Raw genomic sequence first — 22,613 nt, 5'->3', positions numbered from 1 at the left:
AGTTGACTACTTTTCGTCAACTTTATTGTGGTCTTGAATAGATTTAATTGCAGTTCAATCTACTAAGTATAGTGTTAATAAATCAGGACCTGTTAATTCTGTTTTTGTAAAATTAGCTAAATCACCTTCTAAATCTGGTCCACTTTGTAAAACTTGAGTAATTGTAGAATTTTTAGCTATGCTGTATAAAAAATCATTTATTAGTTTTTTATCGTGAAATTCATCAAACGTATATTCATATGAAAAGTTTTTAAATCAACTAGGATTTGTTTTTTCATAAGGTGCTATTTTATCTCAAATAGTTTTAAGGTGATTAATGATAAATTCAACATTGCTTGCTGGAAAATGTTTATCAGGGTTTAAAGGGTAAACTTCATCTCAAGCTTTTTGTCATTTTTCGTCTTGATTTGAGAATAATTCAGTTTCTAAATCATTAGCAAATTTTAACATTTCAGCTTTATTTTGAACTTTTTCATTAATGTTATCAACTGGTGCTTCTTGTCCGCTTCCATTTGTAGAAGGGCTTTCTTGATTATTTCCTCCATTAGCACTACCATTGCTATTTCCTGGATTTTGATTTGCAGGTTTATCTATTTCTTGGTTGCTTCCTCCATTTGTGCTTCCAGCACTATCAGCTGGATTCTTTTGACCATCATTATCTCATTTTTTATTATCATCTGATGGTTTTTGTTCATTATTGCATGCTATCATGCTTAAAGGTAATATAGCAGCAGAACTAATTCCGCCTAAAAGTAATAAAAATTTTTTCATGTAGGTATTATATATATATATATATATATATAATCGGGAATATATTTTGGAAGATTTTTGAGCCTAGGAGGTAGAGTTAAAAAGATTTTTAGTAGTATTTAAAAGAAAGAAAATTACGTGTTTTATTCAAATTTATTAATTTTAAAAAAAACTTTTAAATTTGGGGATTTTAAACTAATCCAGCATATCTTTAACCAGTATAAAATAAATTAAATTTTTAAAATAAAATTACTACATTTCAGCTTATTTTGTACTGAAAAAACCTTATTTAATAGCTTAATTATGCTGATACATATTAAGCTTATTTGATATAATTAAAGCATTATTTGAAAGGATAAAAAATGACTAATCAAGAATTCAAAAATAGATTAATAAAATACATGGAAATTGAAGCTATGTCTAGATATGAAGAACCGGTAGCTGATGAATTAAGAAAAAATATCAAAGGATATGAAGTTAGCAGAGATAAAATGGGTTCTATTATTTTTCATAAACCTTCAAAAAATCCTAATGCACCTAAAGTTATGATAGCTGCACACATGGATGAAGTTGGTTATATCGTAAGAAGAATCGACAAAAGTGGACAATTACTTCTTAGTCCAATTGGAGGAATTTGAGCTACAACTGTAGTTGGAACTAAAGCTAAATTAATTACTGAAAAGGGTACTTATTTAGGTCTTTTTGGACACACTTCAATTCATATTATGGAAAGAGAAAAAGTTTCTAAAGCAATTAGTAATGATGAATTATATGCTGACTTTGGATTCAAAAATGAACAAGAAGCCTTGGATGCTGGGGTGGAAATTGGAAATAGAGTTCAAATGAGTGGAGAAACTATTTTATTTGCTAATGAAGATTTAATTGGTGGTAAAGCTATGGATAATAGAGCTGGAGTAGCTGTATTTGAAGCTTTAGCACAAGAAATAGCACCTGAAGAATTAGATGTTGACTTGTATTTAGTTGGAACAGTGCAAGAAGAAGTTGGAACTCGTGGAGCTAAAACTTCAGTTTCAATTGTTAATCCAGATGTTGCTATTGCGCTTGATACAACTTCTTCACATGATACAATTGGAACAATTCCTGGAACTACAGCTTTATTTAAAGGAGCTGCTCTTAGAATCAAAGATGGTGGAAACTTAATGGATACAGGATTAATTAATGAATTTGTTTCAGTAGCTAAAAAATACAACATTCCAGCATACAAATTTGTTTCAATGGGTGGAGGAACTGATGCTCATGAATTACAATATGCTCGTGGAGGAGCTGCAACTTTAACGATTTCACTTCCACAAAGATACCTTCACTCACCTATTGGAGTATGTGCTATTTCAGATTTACTTGCTGCAAAAGATTTACTAGTAGCCTTTTTAAAAGAATTTAATCCAGATAGATATCAAGAAATTAAATATAAATAGTAAAAAGTCTTAAAAATAAGCTTTTTAACTAATAAATCTAATATATAATTTAAAAATACATAAGGAGGCAATATGGTAGAAATGTCAAATGGTGCATTTGCAGGTATGATTATTGGAGTTGTTATTTTAGTAGCTCTTGCTGCAGCACTTGTAACATTCTTTATTACAAAGAAAAAGTTTGAACAACAACTTAGAGAAAACCCACCTATTAACGAAAAAATGATTCGTATTATGTTTAAACAAATGGGTAGAACAGCTAGTGAAACTCAAATTAGACAAATTATGAAATCTATGAATCAAGCAAAAAACAAATAATTCAAAAAATAATTTCAATTCATTCGTTTTGAATGAATTTTTTATTGCTAAAATTAATTTATTAATTTATATCTATAAGATATAAATTTCTATATAATCATAATAATTGAAATATTTAATAATAAAGAGGATTAATGAAGCGATTAAAATATAACTTTAAAAGTAAACTTGCTAGCAGTAAATTTATACAGAGTTTAATAAGATTTTGACGTTGGAAATCAAACGTTTCAAAACTCAAATATTTACTCTTTGTATATTTCATTATTGTTTTAGTTTCTAGTTTATTATTATATTCACCTTGAACACAAGTTTCCACAGCTGAAAGAATTTCTTACATTGATGCAGTATTTACTACAGCTTCAGCTTTTAGTGATACTGGGCTAGTGGTTACTGATACCTTTAAGCAATGAAATGACTTTGGTCAAGCACTGATTGCAATTTTAATTCTATCTGGGGGAATTGGAATATTTGCACTGAAGTTTTTCATTATTACTTATATTTTTAGACGTAAATCATCTTCACTTGCTGAAATTAAATTAGTGCAAAGTGAGCGGGGTGGAACTGATATTGCTAAAACTAGTCAATTAATTATTTCATCAATTAAATTCTTATTTGTTTGCATTTTTATCTTTAGTATTATTCTTACACTTTATTTTTATTATGCTGAACCAATCCATACTAAAGGAATGGATGAAATGATTAAAAATGGTGATTTAGAATTTGTTTCGCCAAGAGGAAATATTCAACTTGCTTTAAAATTTGGTATTTTCCATACTATTTCAGCTATTAATAATGCTGGATTTGATATTATGTCAAACCGCAGCTTAATGCCTTATTATCAAAATTACTTCTTACAAATTTCATTCATTATTTTACTTGTTATCGGTGGACTTGGATATCCTACAATTTATGATGTATCCTGCTACATGAAACATAAAATTCGTAGAGAAAAAGCTAGATACCATTTTTCTTTATTTACTAAAGTTTCTTTAGTTACTTACTTACTGGTATTTTTAGTCGGATTCTTAATTTCAATTGGTTTTGAAGCTTCTTCAACAAATGCTTATTCATTATGAAATCAATATTATGTACCTGAAAAAATTCAATTAAATGATATTAATGGACAAGAAATTGATTTAAGTAGTAGCTATAATCAATGATCTCTTTTAAAAGATAAAAAATTAGCTAGTGAAGCTACTATCGAAAATTGAAAATACTTAAAACCATACATTGATAATGGATATTTATATGGTAATGGATTTGATAAAACCTTTGCAACTTTATTTACTGCGCTTTCTACACGTAGTGCTGGATTTGCAACAGTAAACATCAAACACTTTACTCAAGGTTCTACTTTTGTGTTTATCTTTATGATGATTATAGGAGCAGCTCCCGCTTCAACTGGAGGTGGAATTAGAACCACTACATTTGCTTTAATTATTGCTGGAATTATTCGTGTATTATTTGGAATTCCACGGGTTAGATTATTTAAACGAGCAGTTAACCAAGAAACTGTTAATATGTCTTCACAAGTACTTGCAATTGCTTTTGTACTTATTGCGCTTGCTAGTTTAGTGATGTTTTCATCATTTGCTGATTATGGTGGAAGTGTAAAATCACTACTAGGAGCTAGAAATGCTAATGAAGGATTCACGACTCAAAATATAGTCTTTGAAGTTGCTAGTGCTTTCGGAACTACTGGACTTACTTCTGGAATAACTAGTCAATTAAATACAGTTTCTAAAATTGCCTTAATTATTGTTATGTTCATTGGACAATTTGGAATTTCTTCAACATTACTTGTTTGAAAACGTAAAAAGAATTGAAAACGTACTTATGAATACGTTGATGCTGATATCGCTATCGGTTAGGAGATACTTATGAAATTAAAATATAAAAATGATATTGTTGTTATTGGAACAGGGCGTTTTGGCCAAGCTGTTATAGAGCAGCTTCTTAAGCTTGAAAGAAACGTTTTAATCTTAGACAAAGATTCAGAAAATACTAAATTATTTGCTGATGAAGTTGACCGTATTATTATTGGAGATGCTGCTGATACTAGAACACTTAAATCAATTGGTATTGATCAAATGGAAACAGTGGTTGTAGCTGTTTCAGATAACATTGAAATAGTAGCTGCTTTACTTGAACTTAAAGTTAAAAACATTATTGCTAGAGCAACTTCAAAACGTCATGCTAGAGTGCTTAAACAAATCGGTGTGGATGTTATTATTCGTCCAGAATATGAATCAGGTATTAGAGCTGCTTTAATTGCTACAAATAGTAACTTTATTCGTTACAGTCAAAACTTACAAGAAATCGGTGGAAACTTTGTTATTGGATCAACTAAAGTTAATAATGAACAACTAGAAAATCAACGTATTAAAGATTTAAAACTATCTCAGATGGGAATTACTATTGTTTTAATTAAATCAGGTAATACTTTTAAAAGAGCTACTGGGGATGCTATAATTCAAATAGGTGATATTGTTACTATCATAGGTGAAGTAGCTAATGTTACAAACGCTTTAGAATGATTAAATGATAAAGATGAAACTAAAGTTGAAGAAATACAGCAACCTAAAAAATTAGGTACAAAATAATCAGTTAAGTGCTGATTATTTTTTTATCTAGTAAAAAAATACTTTTAAAGCTATCCCATAGGCTTATTAGTACCTTGTATTATTTAGCAAAAGTAAAAAAAACTATATAATTTAATTAATTATATTAATTAAATTATGAGGTTAAAATGAACGAAAAAGATAAAATTTTAGAAAACGAAGAGAAAAAAGTAACAATTCAAGAAGATACAGAATTTGAATATGAAGAAAACAACACAATGATTTTTAGAAAGAAAAAAGAAGTTGTAGTTGAAGAAGATGAAGAAGAAGTACCTCAAGAAAACGATGAATATGTTGTTGAATCTCAAATTATTACCGAACCAACTGAAGGATTACACCCAGTTGTAATTGATAATGAGATGAAACAATCATTCCTTGAATACTCAATGAGTGTTATTGTGTCTCGTGCTTTACCAGATGCTAGAGATGGTCTTAAACCGGTTCACCGTAGAATTCTTTACGATATGAGTGAACTTGGAATTACTCCAGGAAGTCAACACCGTAAATCAGCTCGTATTGTCGGGGATGTTTTAGGGAAATACCACCCACATGGTGATGCATCAGTTTATGAAGCTATGGTGCGTATGGCTCAAGACTTCTCAATGCGTTATCCACTTGTTGATGGACATGGTAACTTTGGGTCAATCGATGGTGATGCAGCAGCCGCTATGCGTTATACAGAAGCTAGAATGGCTAAAATCGCAACTGAAATGCTAGAAGGAATTAAAAAGGATACAGTTGATTTTGTAGATAACTATGATGGAAGTGAACAAGAACCTACAGTGCTTCCTTGTCGTTTCCCTAACTTACTAGTTTCAGGTTCTTCAGGTATTGCTGTTGGTATGGCTACAGAAATTCCACCTCATAACCTTGGAGAAACAATTGATGCTACAATAGCTCTTGCTAAAAATCCTGATATTACCATTAAAGAATTAATGCAATATATCAAAGGACCAGATTTTCCAACTGGAGCTATTATTTTAGGAACTAAAGGGATTCAAGAAGCTTACGAAACAGGAAAAGGAAGTATTCCGGTTCGTTCAAAATGTGAAGTTATTGAACAAAGTAATGGAAAAAGCAAAATCATTATCCGTGAAATTCCTTACGCTATTAAGAAAACAACAATTATTGAAAAAATAGCTGAATTACATAAAGCTAAAGTTATTGAAGGAATTGTTGATTTAAGAGATGAATCTAACCGTGAAGGAATTAGACTTGTAATTGATGTTAAAAAAGGTGTAAATCCACATATTTTACTTAACAAGTTATATCAAAAATCAAATATTCAATCTACATTTAACTTTAACTTAGTTGCTATTGTAAATAATGAACCTAGAACACTTAATTTAAAAGAAGCTTTAGAAGTGTTTATTCAACACCAAAAAGAAGTTGTAACACGTAGATTAAAATTCGATTTAAATAAAGCTGAAGAAAGAGCACACATTTTAGATGGATTAAAAATCGCTGTTTCAAATATTGATGAAGTTGTTGCAATTATTAAAAAATCTAAAACTGATGCAGATGCGCAAAGTGCGCTTGCACAAAGATTTAATTTAAGCGAAAGACAAACTAAAGCTATCTTAGAAATGCGTTTAAGCAGACTTACTGGATTAAGTATTGAAAAAATGGATGCTGAAATTGCTGAATTAAAAGCTGAAATTGCTCATTACAAAGAAATTCTTGCCTCAGAAGAAAAATTAATAGACCAAATTGTATCTGAACTTGAAGAAGTTAAAGAAAAATACAATGATCCACGTAGAACAGTTATTGATGCTAGTGCTATCGGTATTATTTCAGATGAAGATTTAATCCCTGAAAGAGAAATTGTTATTACAATGTCTTCAAAAGGATATGTGAAACGTATGGACCTAGATGAATACAATACTCAACGTCGTGGTGGTATGGGTTCAATTTCTATGAAAACATATGACGATGATGATATAGCAATGATTATTCATGCTTCAACACATACTGACTTGCTATTATTCTCAAACTATGGAAAAGTTTATAACCTTAGAGGTCACCAAATTCCTGAAGGTTCTAAACAATCTAAAGGGCTTCCATTTATCAATATCATTCAAGGACTCGATGCTGAAAATGGAGAAAAAATTGTTTCTATCTTAAACATAGACTCATATGGTCAAAACCAATATCTTGCTACAGTTACAAAACAAGGTATGTTTAAGAAATCAGAACTTAGCTTATTTAGCAATATTAGAAAAAATGGTCTTATTGCCTTTAAACTTCGTGAAGGAGACCAATTAGTTCGTGCCTTTGTGATAGATGAAAACGATGCTGTGTTAATTGCTAATAATGTTAAAAATGTTGTTATGTTTAAATCTGATGATGTTAGACCACTAGGACGTTCATCTCTAGGAGTTAAAGGTATTAAACTTGAGCAAGGTCAAGAAGTAATTTCTGCTTCAGCTGATAATGAAGGTGAATATGTTTTAACACTTGGAGAAAGAGGATTTGGTAAATTAACTGCTAAAGAACAATTCAGATTAACTAACCGTGGTGTTAAAGGTGTAACTGGAATTAATTCAGAAAAAGCTGGTAAATTAGTATTTGCTAGATTTGTTAATATCACAGATGAATTACTTGTGATTACCTCTTCAGGTGTAACAATTAGAACAAATATAGATCAAATCTCAGAAGCTTCACGTAACACTAAAGGGGTTAAGATTATCAATCTTAAAGATGGTGACTCAATTGTGGATGTTGAAGTTATTAAACAATAATAATTTTTGTCGAGAATATTCTCGACATTTTTTAATCTTTTTATATTAAAAAACAAATAAATAATATACTACTTTTAAACGTTGTGAATTCAGCAAAATATCAGATATCTTAGTGAGACTTGCTAGAATTGTGTATCTGATCTCTATTTATTCAAGACTTTTTTGCAATAAAAACTTAGTATTTTATAATACTAAGTCAATTTAATATTTATTCATTTTATAAGGTTGGGTCATTAACTAATTTTGGAGTGTTGCTAAATGCAGAATAGTTAATTTTTGCTAATTCAGGAATGTTGATTTTTGATAAGTTTTCTGCATCAGCAAACGCATAAGGCCCGATACTTTTAACGTTAGGAAATGATGCTGATTGTAGACTTGAATTTCCTATAAAGGCAGCCCACCCGATGCTTGTTGCATTAGGAAATGAAACTGATGTTAAGCTCGTCGCACCAGCGAATGCGGAAGATTCTATACTTGTTACATTGGGAAAGTATACCGATGTTAGACTGTTTGCATTCGAAAACGCATATTCTTCTATGCTTGTTGCTTTAGGAAATGACACCGAGGTTAAGTTTGTTGCGCCTGAGAAAGCATCACCTCCAATACTTGTCACATTAGGAAATGACACTGATGTAATTTTATTATTTCCACTAAATACATCAGAACCAATAGCTGTGATACTATTATCAAATATATCACCGGTTGCATCATCTCATTTAATTAAAATACCATTTGCAACAACTTTCCCAGTGAGTTTTGGATTATAAAGAAATGCTTTAGATCCAATTTTTTCTAATTTAGGAAAATCTATTTTCTTTAAGTTTTTTGCTTCATAAAATGACTGATAGTCAATACTTGTCACATTAGGAAATGACACCGAGGTTAAGTTTGTTGCGCCTGAGAAAGCACCACCTCCAATACTTGTCACATTAGGAAATGACACTGATGTAATATTTTGATTATTATAAAATACAAAAGGTCCAACAGCTGTAATACCGTCATCAACTATATCACCAGTTGCATCATCTCATTTAATTAAAATACCATTCGCAACAACTTTCCCAGTGAGTTTTGGAGTATTAAAAAATGCTTCAGATTTAATTTTTTCTAATTTTGGAATATCTATTTTTGCTAAGTTTGTTGCGCCTGAAAAAGCACCAGCTTCAATACTTGTCACATTAGGAAATGACACTGATGTAATATTTTGATTATTATAAAATACACCACTTTTAATACTTGTAATACCGTCATCAACTATATCACCAGTTGCATCATCTCATTTAATTAAAATACCATTCGCAACAACTTTCCCAGTGAGTTTTGGAGTATTAAAAAATGCTTCAGATTCAATTTTTTCTAATTTAGGAAAATCTATTTTCTTTAAGTTTTTTGCTTCATAAAATGACCGGTAGCCAATACTTGTCACATTAGGAAATGAAACTGATGTTAACGTCGCACCAGCGAATGCTTCTTGTTCTATACTTGTTGCTTTAGGAAATGACACTGAGGTTAAGTTTCTTGCACCTAAGAAAGCACTAGCTCCGATATTTGTCACATTAGGAAATGAAACTGATGTTAAGCTTTCCACACCAGCGAATGCTGAATATCCTATACTTGCCGCCTTAGGAAATGAAACTGATGTTAGACTTCCTGCTCACATAAATGCATTATCGCCAATACTTGTCACATTAGGAAATGAAACTGATGTAATCTTATTATTTCTAATAAATACATTTGGTGCAATACTAGTAATGCTATTATCAACTATGTCGCCGGTTGCCCCATCTCATTTAATTAAAATACCATTTTGAATAATTTTTTTATCAGATAAATTATTTATTCACGAGTCATCTAAAATTTTACTATTTGACTTAATAATTTGAATTTTGGGTAAATTAACATTTTTTATTCGAATAATATCTCCTGCTTGAGGACTTTCTGAAATTATTTTTGCTTTTGGACATTCTAAAAGTTCTATTTCAGTTATATCATCAAATTTACTTTTTATTTCATTTGATATATATTTAAGCATCGCACCAGTGATATTTTCTGCATCTGGTATAAGAATTTTCTTATCTTTTATGTGATACTCTACATTAAAATTTTTATTTCCATCACTGTATAAAATTGGATATATATCATTATCTTTTACTTCTGGTGTTCCTTCTTTGTTCTTTGGTTTTTCATTTTTTGTAGAATTACATGACAATGAAATTGTGGGAACTAATACTATTGAACCTGATGTCAATAATCCTAGTATTAATAATTTATTCTTTTTCATATTTTCTCCTTATATACTAAAAAAATAGTTTGAAGTAATTGAAATATGTTTTGGGCATAAAATTACTTCATAATTTTATTATTTCAAAAAAAAAAAAAAAAAACAAGTAGCATCGAGCCTTAAAAATCAGTGTAATTAGAAAAAAATGTTTAGTAAATTTAAAAAAATAGTTGAAATTTGCAAAGAAATATAGTTAATTAATAATCATTATGAAAAATAATATTATGGAGATAAAATTTTCAAACTTTGTAATGCAAAAACTCAAAAGTATTCTCTAATTCTAGATAATTTCAAGACATCTGCTTTTAAATAAGTTTTACGAATAAAAAACTAATCAAAAATAACCTTTTAAGTTACCGCTTTATATAAAGTTTTTTATACTAAAATTACTTTTAATGCTTAAATATAGTCTTAAAAATAACTTTTTGAATATGAAAATATATTTATAAATGTATTAATTATGGTAAAATTATTCCAGATTTAAATAAAAATATTTAAGGAGAAAATATGTCAAAAGCAAAAGAATTGCACAAGAAATCATGAAGCGATTCAATGTCTAGCATGAAAAAAGGTAACCTTTTAATGTTAGCTATTGGGTTCTTACTTGGAGGTGTATTCACAGCTCTAGTTTCTTCATTCGCTAATGATATCATCATGGCTGCTATTACAAGAGCATTTGGAACATCAACAAACGATTGAGTATTAGCGCCAGTTTACGATAAAGCAGACCCTACAAAAATCGTAGGTGGAATCTACTTAGGAAAATTCATCGCAGCATTATTCCAATTCATTATTGTTTCAGTAGTTGTATTTGGAATCTTATATGTATACTTCTGAGCTAAAAACTACTCAGATTACAGAAAAGCTCTTAAAAACCCAGTTGTTGAAGTTGAACCAGTTGCTGCAGCTCCAACTACAGATGAATTAATCTTAGCTGAACTTAGAAAACTTAATGAAAAAGCTGATGCAAAATAAATCACTTTAATTTAAGTCAAACGATATCAGGTTTTTGCCTGATATTTTTCTTTTATTATTATGACATAGTATTAAAATAATATTAAGGAGCTATATGGAACAAAATAAAAAAGAAGAATTAATAAAGTATTTCACTACATTTAAATTATTTATATGACTCAGATTATTATTCCTTATTCCGATTGCTATAGGGATTACAACAATAATTTTAATATTTGGTAATTTCATTTCTTCTTCAGCATTAAAGTGAACTTTATGCGGTATTTGCCTTGTTGCTGTTGCAATAATTACTACAGTGATATTATGTGTTTATAACCCATGAGTTAAGAGATTTAGTGAAAAATTTCAAAATGAAATTGAGCTGTTAAAAGATTTTTATGATACTTGTGATAGTAAAGAAAAAAGAATTTTTGAAAACATGCTGCAACAAGTATTTGATAAAGAATTTAAAGAAAAAGTTTTATTTGCAAGCAATAATTTTGAAGAAAATAATAGTGATAATAATTTAAATTAATTAAAATATTTTTTTATTAAATTTGTTAGAGGATTTTTTTATCGCTTAAAATAAGGAAAATAAATATTTTTTATAAAAAAATTTAATTTTTATCCTTTGGATATTATACTAGGACACAAAAAATTAACAATTTATTAATTCAGATAGCTCCATACCATATGTGTATGGAGTTTTTCAATTTAAACATGATTGAATTCGCTCTTTATTGTATCATTCAATATAATCCGCAATAATATTTTCTAATTCTTTTATTGATATTTCTCTAACATTGATGTCTCGAATTAATTCTGTTTTTAAATTAGAAAATCAATACTCAACAACTCTATTATCTAAACTATTACCGATACCTGAAAGAGATATTAAACCGCCTTGATTTTGAATGAAATTAGAAAATGTTTGAGAAGTGTATGTTGAACAATGGTCTGCTTGTAATATAAAATTATCTTCAAAATGTATATTTTCAAATGTTTTATAAATAAGATTTGCATCATTAAATTTTGAAAGCGCAAAACCAACTATTTCCTTTGTTTTATGCTTAATTATTACAGAAAGATAAACATGATTATTTACTGAATCTTTCGTAGCTGGTAAGTATGTGACATCGGTAGCATATATATTTCTGTTGTTTTTATCATTATAATCTCTATCTACTATGTTAGGCATATTAACTGATGTATCTTTCGATTCTTTAATTTTTCTCTTTTTTCGCACATTACAAAATAATCCTAATGAATTCATATATCTACCTAATGTTCTTTCGTTTATATCTATATTATAGGTGTGCAAGATAAAATATTTTAGTTTTTGTCTTCCGAATTTGCATCTATTTTGTTTGAAGGATTGAATTATTACTTCTTGATGTTTTATTTCTTTGTGTTTTGCACTACTTATATTATTGTTTTTCTTGTGTTTAGATACAGTTTGTCTACATAAAGTGAATAATATAGCTAATTTATATGAAGCTATATTTAAATTTGCGGCTTCTTTCGCTTTTTCGTTCTTAGGCTTATCCTTTGTTAATTCTCGATATCTTTTAGCGATTTCTATTAAATCATCTCTAGAAAAAATATCTCAATTGATTTCAGTTTCCTTAACTTTTTTGGGTCTTCCGCTTCCTGGTTTTCTTGGTTTCTTGTTCATATTAAAATTATAATGTTTTATGATTTTTCGAAACCTTTTATTAATGGAATCACTTTTTGCTGTGAAATATACTTGATTTTGTCACCTCGTCAAATATCGTTGATTTTGTCACCTTTGCTAGTAATTGTTTAAATTAGTTTTTAATAAAATTTAATACATGAAACTAAAAATTGATATTAAAACTAATAAACAACTAACTAATTTCGAAAGAAAACGTAAAACAAACTTTGAAATAATATCTTCAAACCTTGATAAACCTACTAAGACTCTTGCTATAATGACCGGTTTAAATGAAAGAAGTGTTATTAGATATAAAAAAGATATTTTGTCAGCTTTAAAAAATAAAAATCTTGAATTAGTAATATCTCATAAAAATAAATCGAATGGTAGACAGAAAGTCATAAGTGATTAAGAAATTTTGCAAATCTACAAAAATTATTTAAAAATCTCTGAAACGATAATAAATGTCAAAAAACTACTAATCAAATTTCTGTTAAAGAATTCTGAATTCATTCCTAGATGATTTGTATAAGAATAAAATTTCATATTGCAACTTGATTAAAAGATTTAATAGATTAGGATTAAAAACTATTCATACTACAAAAAGAGGAAGAAAAATACAACGAGATTACAAAAAAGCGTCTGACTCAGAAGTCACTTTATTATTGAAAAATGTTGAAAATAAAATAAAGCAAAACAAAATAGAAAGACAAGTCTTAAATCTGAATAAAAACTTATTATTTGGTGAGGTTATAGAAATAGATGCGCAGTGCGAACCTTACCTCATAAATCATGAACCAATTTATCTCTATCATGCAATTGATGCTGCAACAGGAATACTATTAGCTGTTTGATACGAAAAACAAGAAACAACATTAGGTTATCAAAGGCTTTTGGAAATAGTTTTCAAGAACTATGGATATCCAAAATTTATTTATACAGATAAAAGAAGAACATTTTGAGGATTCTGAAAATACTCAAACTGCTTTTGAGAAAATTTTAAATTCAAAAGGAATTAGAGTAATATCTTCAAGTAATCCAAAACACAAACCTCATGTTGAAAGATCATTTAGAACAGCTTTAGATAAATATCCAATCTTTATTTATGAAAATCACTTATCCACTCTAAAAGATTTACAACTTAATGTGGATGGTTTTAAAAAATACTATAACAACAAACTAAAGAGACTTTTGAATAAGAAATCTGTTTTCAATAAAGAAGGAACTTTGAAAGAAAATTGAAGAGTTGATATTGAAATTGATAGAAAAATATTAAATGGAGTTGTTAGGTTTCAAGGTAAAAATTATGCAGCTTTTGATGAACTAGGCAAAAGAATAATTTTTTCGATTGGCTCAAATGTTGTGCTGGTTTATTCATCTGATGAGAATATTTATTTTAAGTACGGTAGCAAAAAATATTATGCAAAAGAACCGACAGGAAAATATTTAACTCCTACTGAAATATGAGCACTAGAAAAGGGATTAGATATATCAATACCAGCTGTAGAAAAAATAGCTAAGTTATACAGAAATAGCAATTCATTTTTTAATACAATCGACAAATACATAAATAAGATGTCTGCTTTATTATCAGAATTTTCTCATGATGATTTTGAAATAAAAAAGACAATGCGTGAACTCTTTCAGGAACTTAAAGCATTGTCTCAAAATGTAAAAAACGATATTTACGATGAATAAATATCGTTTTTATTTTATTACATTTTATGTTTTTATAAAGTGACAAAATCAAAGCTATTCTACATTTTTCGAAACCTTTTATTAATGGAATCACTTTTTGCTTTTGAACCATATTTGTACATCAATGAAATTGCTTGATTTTTACCAAATTTCAAAAATGTATTATAAATTTCAATTTCTTGCTTTTCTGTGAAATGTTTACCCATAGTTCTCCTTTTAATTCTTGAAAATAATAAAAAGTTAACACCCTTATGAATGTTAACTTTTGTTGTCCTAGTATATATACATACTTATATTTTTATATAATTATTATGTAGAGGTAATAATGCATGTATATATGTCTAATAATAAAAGCTTTTACTATTTAAGAAACATTAACAGTATTCATGACCACACTATTTTTTAGTGTGGCTTTTTATTACTTTTGCATAAAAAAACTAAAGGAGTAAAAATGAGAAAAATTAAAAAAATAATTCCATTATTCTTAATCGGAGCGATTTCAACTATTTCGGTTGTTTCAACACTATCAGCTTCCAGAATTAATAATAATTTAATAAAGATTAATAAAGATTAATAAAGATTAATAAAGATTCAAATCTTACTATTAGTGCTAATGAATTAGATTCGTTAAAAAATATTTATTCAAATATATGAAAAAAACACTCAGTTTCAAACGAAGAAATTGATACTAATGTAGATTTAAATGAATCATATAGCAAAGTAGGAATTATAGAAGTAAATGGATTAAAAAGTGACGACATTTTCAATACATCGAATAGAAATAATTTCCATATTCATGGTGGTTATGTTTCAAATAGCAATATAAACACATTACACGGTTCAAAAGTATATTCATTAATAGGAGGTGACTTAGGGATAAATAAAAACTCTAATGTATATTACAGTAGCATTGATATGATTAAAAATACAAATATGTCTGTTAATGATATTGATAAAATATTAAAAAAATATCCTGATATTTTTACAAATCCATCTTCTAAACTCAGAAATTCATTAGATTATATGGTTGAAAACGGTGTAAAAATAGTTAACTTGAGTTTAGGCTATGATTTCTTTGCTAATATAAATAAAAATGAAGATGATAATGTTAATAAAATAGATAATTTATTAAGAAATAATTCTGAATTAAGAAAATTCGAGAATTTGTATGAAGAATTTTATACTTTACATTGGCTAGCAAAAATAAAAAAATTCTTAGATGTGAATGATTTAAAGCTTGATTTAGATGATATTATAGATTTTTACAATAAAAAGTATGGATTAACTGTTATAGCGGCAGCTGGAAATGAAGGGGAGGTATATTCAAATATCAAGAAATGTATTGAAAATATAGCTAAATATAAAAATTTAAATAATATGTTAAATAGCATAAAAAAGACAATAGAAAAACTTCATTCTAGTAAATATACTACTGAGAACGAAAGAATATTAATGCTTTATATGCTAAATTTATCTAAACAAATAGAACTAGAAAAATATAAATATGATGACATTTTTTCAAAAGTCTTAAATACAAATTATAATTTTGAAAATAAATTAATAGAAAAATATGATTCATTCATTAAAAAAACAATAGGAAATAATGTAATTTATGTAGGCTCAGTAGGTGATGATTTAAAGCCGTCTCCATTTTCAACTTTCACAGATTTTGAAAATGATAATTTACCATTTGTTAGTTCTTATGGTGAGCAATTAACTAATTCACCTCGTAGATACACAAGTAATTGAAATATTAATAATAAGCTAGATTATTATCAAACATCCGCTGGTACTAGTTTTTCTGCACCTGTAATAACTGGATTAATTTCTAGATTACAGCAACAATTTAAACGAACATTTACACTTTCAGAATTAAAAACCTTACTTGCATTTGGTTCTCAAATATCCGAATATAATTTAAATACTCACATTATAAGAAACGGAGATAATGATAATGATTATAAATCAGAAGAGCACATAAACTCTGGTCTTAAATACGGAATTAGAAGAAAGAATAATTCATTCTCAAAAATAGGATTTGGTGTACCTAACTATGAAATTATACAGAAAAATATAAGCGAAAATCGTTTAAAGAAACTAAGAATAGATGAAGAAAATATTAAAAATGATAATTTTGAAATAGAGCTTGATAAGTGAGAAATTGAAAATGATTCTCGTTATTCAGCTGTTATCTCATATACTAATTTAAATCCATTAGATGATAAAAATGGTTTATTATGGACAGCATTAAATAACAATAATTTAAATGAGAAATATTGAGATTTCATTATTTATTTTAAAAATAATTTAAAGAATTTTGATCTTTTAAATATTGTTGCAAATTTTGATTATACAGTTGATTATCAAGACTGAATCGATCCTTATGAATATTATCCAGAATCAATTGAAGATAGCGCAACAAGAAAAAGTGCTTCAAACACATCGTCAACTGAGAAAATATGAATAGATATGCCTATTTACGGACAAGATGATGCTTTATGAATGGATAATGCACATTGCTATATAACACTAGAACTTTTAAAAGAATTAAAAAATCTTTATAATTCATATAGCAATGAGACGACAATTGATGAAAAAATATCTTGAGATGAATGCAAAAAAATATTCATCAAATACTTTAATTCATTAGATGTTACATATATTATCAGTACAACATCTATAAATGAAAAAAGAGGTTCATAATGAAAAATAAAATACTTAATAAATTAATAATTGTGTCGACACCATTAGTGTCTCTTTTACCTTTTAGTGCTTTATCATGCAGTCAAAAAGACGTTAAAGTACAAGAGTTAAATAATTTATATGGATTAAATTTATCTCATATAAATAAAGAAATAAATGTAGATCAACTTATAAAACTTCCTAAAAATATCACAGCAACAAACGATATGAAAAAGAATGAATTTTTCAATAGTATCATTAAACCAAATGTTCAAAGTGTTTTTATAAACAACAAGCTTCTAGACTCAAATGTAGTTAATTCATACATTGAATATTTAAATGGATTGATTTCTAAATTTAATACTCAAAAAAATATATTTAATTTAGAAGCAGAAAACAAAAGTGAAATTATTAAAAAGAATATTTTAGAAAAAATAAATTCAACAAACATTTCTGATTTCCAAAATAATAAGCTAAACAATATTAAAGCATTAGACTCTTTGAAAAAGAGTTCAATTACTCAATTATATTTAGAAATTATAAAAGAAAATTTACTCAATAGTCTTGAATATACTAGTTTAAAGAATAGTTTTGTTAAAAACAAAAACAATGAAGTAATATCACTTTGACAAAATTTATTAAACAAAAATCCTAATATTAATTTACCTGAACAAGTTAATGAAAAATTCCAAAAATTCATTGATTGGTATCCTAGTTTAGAAACCGAATTACTCAATGAAAAGAAATTATTAATTAATAAATTTTTAACCAGTTCAATTAATACCTTTGCAAATTCACCTATTGTTTCATATACAAATACAATTAACAAATTAACTAATAATTCGAAAAGTACATTGAATATAAAAAGTGATATTTATCTTAAATATTTTGACAATAATCTAAGTCAAATAGAACCTGAAATTAATTATATTAAAGATGAAAAAAGCAATAAAACTGTAGTTAATATCATTTTAAAAGCAAATCAAGATCTCAAATTTAATCAAATACTAAGTTTTGAAAATTATTCAAAATGATACAAGAATAATTTAGATTTAAATGACATTTCGAATGCATATAAACCAATAAATTTAGGTACTCCGAACAAAAATGATACAGGTCTAATTACTAATTGACCATGAATCGAGAACCCTAATTATTCTTCTTTTGTAAAACAGGATTATAAAATATCATTAGACCTAAACATTCCAATTAACAACAATGAAGAAATAGTAGATGTGGTTCTAACATGAGGAGATAGCTTAATTGGTCCAGAAAATAAAGAAATTCTTTTCAAAGATAATTCATTACTTTTATCAAAATTTGCCTTAGAACTAAATAAATTAGGTATTAATAATCTAGATAATAATAGTCAAAATAGAATATTTATTTCAGATGCTTTATTTAATAATTTTGATGCAACTAAAGAAATTCTAGACATTATTCATAATTGAATTAAGCAACCAGAAAAATAATTGTTTTAAATACATCATTCGATACAGATTGATGTATTTTTTGTTTCATTAACAAAATTCTTAATTCTATTTAAAAGAAACTGAAAATTATCTATTTTTTTGATATTTTCTATTTTGACTAATAAATACTTATTTTCCTATGTCATAGGTATAAGAAAATAAGACTCAATACCAAATTTGCTCTAAATTATAATATAATTTAGAAACTATAAGGAGTTATTATGCAACACACAAAATCAAGAAGAGATATGAGAAAAACAATTATTGCTGTTTTATATAAATATGAATTATTAGAGCAACCTATTAATGTTGAAGAAGCTTATGAAGATAATGAATACAGACTTAATCGTGAAGAATTAAAAAGATTAAGTCTTATTGCTAAAAACTATGCATTCTTAAAGAAAACTATTTCAGCTTTATTAAACAAAAACTGAAAATGAGAAAGAATTTCACCTTTAATTAGAGCAATTATTTTAAATGGTGCTTTTGAGCTTTATCATACAGAACCAAAAATTGTTTTAAATGAAGCAATTGAAATTACTAAAATTTATTTTCCAAAAGATCAAGCTGGAGACGAACCAACTTTACAAGGAAAAATGTATAAGTTCGTTAATGCTATTTTAGAAAATTACTACAAATTAATTCAAACATTTGAATTAGCAGAAAAATTAGATGAACAAGAATAATTCAGATTCTAGAAAACACGTAATTACTAATTTAGCATCTGATATAGCTTATAAATCAAATTACCGTAGAATACTTAAGAAAATTAATTTCACTTGAAATGAATTTTATAAACTTGGATTATTGCAAGAACCACAACTAGATAAAGTGGAAATTAAAAAATTCTCCGATAAAAGTGATAATTTAAATTCTTTAATTAGTAATTTTAACCACCAAATTAAATTTTCTCCTACTGTAACTCAAAAACAAAAGGATATGATTTTTAATTTTTATTATTACTTATTTTATGATTTATTTGTTAAGTATTACAACAAAGAAGAATTAGAGTTAAGAAATTTCTTAGGTGAAATATTTATTAAACATAATTTAGCTAAAGATAAAAAACAAGCTAAAGTTGAATTCGAAATTATTCTTAATAAAATCAAAAGAGAATATTACTATTTGTTCTTAGATGAATTTCAAAAAATCCCAGGCTATAATACCGTTCTAAGAGCAATATTAAGAAAGGTATTATAATGAATAAAGAAATTAGAAAACACTTCCCAATACTAGAAAAAATAACATATTTTGATTCAGCCGCTTTAATGCTTAAACCAATTGAAGCTGCTGATGCAATTTATGATTTTTATGTAAATAAATCAATTTCTTCACGTACCGCAGATACTCCGATTGGAAATGAAGTTAATTTAACTATTAATAGAGTAAGAAATAAAACTGCACAATTAATTGATGCAAGCGAAAACGAGGTTATCTTTACTTCAGGCACTACTGAAAGTATTAATTTATATGTTAATATGATTGCGCAAACACTAAATGAAAACGATGAAATTTTGCTAAGTGCTTATAATCATTCTTCTAATTTAGTTCCTTGAATTGAAATGGGTAAAAAAATAGGTGCTAAAGTTATTATTTCACGTGATATTTTAAAAGATATTAATCCTAAAACTAAAATTATTGCTTTAAGTCACGAAACTAATAATTTTAACCAGCATTTTGATATGGAGGCGATTTCAACTAAAGCACATGAGTTTAATGCTATTGTGTTTGATGATGCTGCTCAAGCAATTTCACACGAAAAAGTCTCACTGCAAGTAGTGGATGCAATTGCATTTAGTACTAATAAATTTTATGGACCAACTGGAATGGGTGTGCTTGCAATTAAATCAAGTTTACTTTCAAAACTAAAACCAGTTAAATTTGGCGGTGGTTCAGTTAATGCTATTAATGAAAATAATCATTGAGAACCTAAAAAAACTATTGCAAGTTTTGAACCAGGAACTCCTGATATTGCTGGATTTTTCATGTTTGATAAAGCACTAGATTTCTTTAATTCAATTGGATATGAAAAAACCCAAAGCATTTTAAAAGAGCTTTCAACTTATTTACACCAAGAATTAAATAAATTGCCTAATGTTGAGGTGTTTTCTCAAGCTGGAGATAATATTGCCTTAATTAATGTTAAAGGAATTAACGCTCAAGATGTTGCTACTTATTTAGGAAGTAAAAATATTTATACAATTGCCGGAATCTTTTGTGCACCTTATTTAAGAAATATTCAAGATAGCTATTCTTTCTTAAGAATTTCACTTGGAATTTATAACAATAAACAAGATATAGATAAATTAGTTGAAGAATTAAAAAATGGAGGTGATTTCTATGCATTTTAATCAAAATCAAGCTCGTGAAATCATTATGGATCATTATATGAATCCAACAAATAAAAGACAACTAACTCAAGAATTTGAAACTTATTTTTCTAACACTTGTTCAGACAAATTAGAATTAAGTTTAACTTGAGAAGATGGTAAAGTAACTAAAGCACAGTTTAATGGTCACGGATGTGCTGTGTTTGTGGCTGCAACTGATATTTTTCTAGGTCTTATTGTTGGAAAAACTAAAGAACAAATTAAAGAGTTAGTAAAACTTTTTACTAAATTTGTTAACCAAGAAGACTTAACTCAAGATGAATTAGAATCTTTAGGTGATTTAAGAGCCTTTTACAATGTTAAAACTCATTTAAATCGTGTAGCATGTGCTTTATTAACCCCAAATACCTTTTTAAATGACTAAACCTGTAATTTTTCATATCGATTTTGACTGTTATTTTGTTTCAGCAGCTCGTACTATTCAGCCTGAATTAAATAACCAACCTGTAGCTATTTCTCGTTCATCAGCACATGCAATAGCTGTTTCAGTTTCTTATGAATTAAGAAACAAAGGTGTAAAAGCCGGAATGAAAAATTTTGAAATCAAAGAAATTGAACCTAAAACAATTTTTGTAGCAAGTGATATGCAATTATATGAAGACTTATCTAGTAAGATATTTGAATATATTGCACTAGAATATAGTGGTAATTTACAAATAGCTTCAATTGATGAATGCTATATTGATGTAAGTGAATTAATCATTCAAAGAAGAGTAACTCCAATTCAACTTGCTCAAAAATTGCAAAGAGATATTTTAAATAAATTTCGGATCCCTATTTCGATTGGTATTTCACATAATAAATTTTTAGCTAAAATGACTACTAATATTTCAAAACCATTTGGTATTGGATTTACTGATGAAAATAATTTTGAAAAAAGCTTCTTTGATTTAGATATTGAAAAATACCATGGTATAGGTAAAAAAACCGCAGCTAAATTACGCAGTGTTAATATTAATACAATTGGTGATTTAGCTAGTAAAAAAGTTAGTGATTTAGAAATAAATGCTATTTTTGGCCGTGTTGGTCAAAATATTTTAAAAAATCTTGATCCTAGTGTTTATGAACATATTTCATTTCAAGATGAGCAAGCTATTGGAATTGGAAATGAAATAACTTTTGAGGATTATTCTTTACCATATGAGCTCAAAATTGAGCATTTATTAAAACTTTGTGAAAAGGTTTCAAATAGACTGAAAAAAGAAAATTTAGCTGGTAATGTAATTACTCTTACAATTCGTTTTAGAAACAAAAAATGAAGCAATAAGCAAATAAAAATTCAAAATTATATTAATGATAAAAGTCAAATTTATTTACTTGCAAATAATTTATTTCTAAAGTATTTTTCAGAAAGTGATTTCATTGGTATTGGGGTTAGAGTTTCTGGATTAAGAAATATTAAAGATATTTATGTACCACAAAGTTTATTAAAAAACAACTTATCGCATATGAATCAAAATATTGTAAGTGAAATAATAACACAAGTAAATGATTTATTCGCTAATCCAACACTAAAAATATTAAGTGAAGAAGAAATTAAAACAAAAAGAATTAAGCAAGGTAAATATCGATTCAAAAAAATCTTGTTTAGAAAGTAG

At 27.2% G+C, this 22,613-nt stretch carries 22 protein-coding genes; 18 read left to right on the top strand and 4 right to left on the bottom strand.

What is annotated here, in order from left to right; all coding sequences use genetic code 4:
* Nucleotides 1-6 precede the first annotated feature (6 nt).
* On the bottom strand, nucleotides 7-771 hold the full coding sequence (locus tag Q8852_RS02295; protein ID WP_305938374.1) for a hypothetical protein: 765 nt from the start codon (nucleotides 769-771) through the stop codon (nucleotides 7-9).
* 341 nt (nucleotides 772-1,112) lie between these two features.
* Between Q8852_RS02295 and Q8852_RS02290 the strand changes: the two genes are divergently transcribed.
* The 5 genes from Q8852_RS02290 (at nucleotide 1,113) to gyrA (ending at nucleotide 7,863) form a co-directional block, all read left to right on the top strand.
* Nucleotides 1,113-2,186: a M42 family metallopeptidase gene (locus Q8852_RS02290; protein ID WP_305938373.1), complete on the top strand. Its 1,074-nt coding sequence runs from the start codon at nucleotides 1,113-1,115 to the stop codon at nucleotides 2,184-2,186.
* 72 nt (nucleotides 2,187-2,258) lie between these two features.
* Entirely contained in the window at nucleotides 2,259-2,501 is a 243-nt protein-coding gene (locus Q8852_RS02285) for a YneF family protein (protein ID WP_305938372.1), read from the top strand.
* Between the two features lie 134 nt (nucleotides 2,502-2,635).
* Nucleotides 2,636-4,372 (top strand): TrkH family potassium uptake protein, encoded by a 1,737-nt coding sequence (locus tag Q8852_RS02280; protein ID WP_305938371.1) that lies wholly within the window; start codon nucleotides 2,636-2,638, stop codon nucleotides 4,370-4,372.
* Between the two features lie 9 nt (nucleotides 4,373-4,381).
* On the top strand, nucleotides 4,382-5,104 hold the full coding sequence (locus Q8852_RS02275; RefSeq protein WP_305938370.1) for a potassium channel family protein: 723 nt from the start codon (nucleotides 4,382-4,384) through the stop codon (nucleotides 5,102-5,104).
* A gap of 146 nt (nucleotides 5,105-5,250) precedes the next feature.
* Nucleotides 5,251-7,863 carry a DNA gyrase subunit A gene (gyrA, locus tag Q8852_RS02270; protein WP_305938369.1) on the top strand — a complete coding sequence of 871 codons (2,613 nt, stop codon included), beginning with the start codon at nucleotides 5,251-5,253 and terminating at the stop codon, nucleotides 7,861-7,863.
* Between the two features lie 217 nt (nucleotides 7,864-8,080).
* Here the strand turns inward: gyrA and Q8852_RS02265 are convergent, their stop codons facing one another.
* On the bottom strand, nucleotides 8,081-10,144 hold the full coding sequence (locus tag Q8852_RS02265; protein ID WP_305938368.1) for a leucine-rich repeat domain-containing protein: 2,064 nt from the start codon (nucleotides 10,142-10,144) through the stop codon (nucleotides 8,081-8,083).
* A gap of 507 nt (nucleotides 10,145-10,651) precedes the next feature.
* On the opposite strand from Q8852_RS02265, the gene Q8852_RS02260 reads away from it, so the two are divergent.
* Together Q8852_RS02260 and Q8852_RS02255 are read left to right on the top strand one after the other, a co-directional pair.
* Nucleotides 10,652-11,119, top strand: a complete 468-nt coding sequence (locus Q8852_RS02260) for a large conductance mechanosensitive channel protein MscL (protein ID WP_305938367.1) — start codon at nucleotides 10,652-10,654, stop codon at nucleotides 11,117-11,119.
* Between the two features lie 94 nt (nucleotides 11,120-11,213).
* On the top strand, nucleotides 11,214-11,633 hold the full coding sequence (locus tag Q8852_RS02255; protein WP_305938366.1) for a hypothetical protein: 420 nt from the start codon (nucleotides 11,214-11,216) through the stop codon (nucleotides 11,631-11,633).
* Nucleotides 11,634-11,756: 123 nt separating this feature from the next.
* Here the strand turns inward: Q8852_RS02255 and Q8852_RS02250 are convergent, their stop codons facing one another.
* A complete protein-coding gene (locus tag Q8852_RS02250; protein ID WP_305938365.1) occupies nucleotides 11,757-12,773 on the bottom strand; it encodes an IS3 family transposase in 1,017 nt (338 codons plus the stop codon).
* A gap of 157 nt (nucleotides 12,774-12,930) precedes the next feature.
* On the opposite strand from Q8852_RS02250, the gene Q8852_RS02245 reads away from it, so the two are divergent.
* The 3 genes from Q8852_RS02245 (at nucleotide 12,931) to Q8852_RS02235 (ending at nucleotide 14,471) form a co-directional block, all read left to right on the top strand.
* Nucleotides 12,931-13,185 carry a hypothetical protein gene (locus Q8852_RS02245; RefSeq protein WP_305938364.1) on the top strand — a complete coding sequence of 85 codons (255 nt, stop codon included), beginning with the start codon at nucleotides 12,931-12,933 and terminating at the stop codon, nucleotides 13,183-13,185.
* A 142-nt stretch (nucleotides 13,186-13,327) separates the two neighbouring features.
* Entirely contained in the window at nucleotides 13,328-13,792 is a 465-nt protein-coding gene (locus Q8852_RS02240) for a hypothetical protein (RefSeq protein WP_305938363.1), read from the top strand.
* Nucleotides 13,689-14,471, top strand: coding sequence for a hypothetical protein (locus Q8852_RS02235; RefSeq protein ID WP_305937640.1), 783 nt, complete (start codon nucleotides 13,689-13,691; stop codon nucleotides 14,469-14,471). Before Q8852_RS02240 ends, Q8852_RS02235 begins: the two co-directional genes overlap by 104 nt.
* A gap of 59 nt (nucleotides 14,472-14,530) precedes the next feature.
* Here the strand turns inward: Q8852_RS02235 and Q8852_RS02230 are convergent, their stop codons facing one another.
* Nucleotides 14,531-14,677 (bottom strand): hypothetical protein, encoded by a 147-nt coding sequence (locus Q8852_RS02230; protein WP_305938362.1) that lies wholly within the window; start codon nucleotides 14,675-14,677, stop codon nucleotides 14,531-14,533.
* A 245-nt stretch (nucleotides 14,678-14,922) separates the two neighbouring features.
* Here Q8852_RS02230 and Q8852_RS02225 point away from each other — a divergent pair, with 245 nt between their 5' ends.
* From Q8852_RS02225 to Q8852_RS02190, 8 genes are all read left to right on the top strand, one after another.
* Entirely contained in the window at nucleotides 14,923-15,045 is a 123-nt protein-coding gene (locus tag Q8852_RS02225) for a hypothetical protein (RefSeq protein ID WP_305938361.1), read from the top strand.
* On the top strand, nucleotides 15,042-17,174 hold the full coding sequence (locus Q8852_RS02220) for a S8 family serine peptidase (protein WP_369810277.1): 2,133 nt from the start codon (nucleotides 15,042-15,044) through the stop codon (nucleotides 17,172-17,174). The genes Q8852_RS02225 and Q8852_RS02220 overlap by 4 nt, the downstream gene beginning before the upstream one ends.
* A complete protein-coding gene (locus tag Q8852_RS02215; protein WP_305938360.1) occupies nucleotides 17,174-18,625 on the top strand; it encodes a hypothetical protein in 1,452 nt (483 codons plus the stop codon). The genes Q8852_RS02220 and Q8852_RS02215 overlap by 1 nt, the downstream gene beginning before the upstream one ends.
* A 221-nt stretch (nucleotides 18,626-18,846) precedes the next feature.
* The gene (locus Q8852_RS02210) at nucleotides 18,847-19,311 is read left to right on the top strand and encodes a transcription antitermination factor NusB (RefSeq protein WP_305938359.1); all 465 of its coding nucleotides are present in this window, start codon (nucleotides 18,847-18,849) and stop codon (nucleotides 19,309-19,311) included.
* Complete coding sequence (locus Q8852_RS02205) at nucleotides 19,298-19,825, top strand: P-loop NTPase family protein (RefSeq protein ID WP_305938358.1); 528 nt, start codon at nucleotides 19,298-19,300, stop codon at nucleotides 19,823-19,825. The genes Q8852_RS02210 and Q8852_RS02205 overlap by 14 nt, the downstream gene beginning before the upstream one ends.
* Nucleotides 19,825-20,976, top strand: a complete 1,152-nt coding sequence (locus Q8852_RS02200) for an aminotransferase class V-fold PLP-dependent enzyme (RefSeq protein ID WP_305938357.1) — start codon at nucleotides 19,825-19,827, stop codon at nucleotides 20,974-20,976. Before Q8852_RS02205 ends, Q8852_RS02200 begins: the two co-directional genes overlap by 1 nt.
* Nucleotides 20,966-21,379, top strand: coding sequence for a Fe-S cluster assembly sulfur transfer protein SufU (gene sufU / locus Q8852_RS02195; protein ID WP_305938356.1), 414 nt, complete (start codon nucleotides 20,966-20,968; stop codon nucleotides 21,377-21,379). Before Q8852_RS02200 ends, sufU begins: the two co-directional genes overlap by 11 nt.
* The gene (locus tag Q8852_RS02190; protein ID WP_305938355.1) at nucleotides 21,372-22,613 is read left to right on the top strand and encodes a Y-family DNA polymerase; all 1,242 of its coding nucleotides are present in this window, start codon (nucleotides 21,372-21,374) and stop codon (nucleotides 22,611-22,613) included. The genes sufU and Q8852_RS02190 overlap by 8 nt, the downstream gene beginning before the upstream one ends.

The organism is Mycoplasma seminis, from assembly GCF_030718845.1.
Taxonomy (GTDB): Bacteria; Bacillota_I; Bacilli_A; order Mycoplasmatales; family Metamycoplasmataceae; genus Mycoplasmopsis; species Mycoplasmopsis seminis.
The sequence above is the reverse complement of the archived record's forward strand: the minus strand, read 5'-3'. Positions and strand labels throughout refer to the sequence as shown.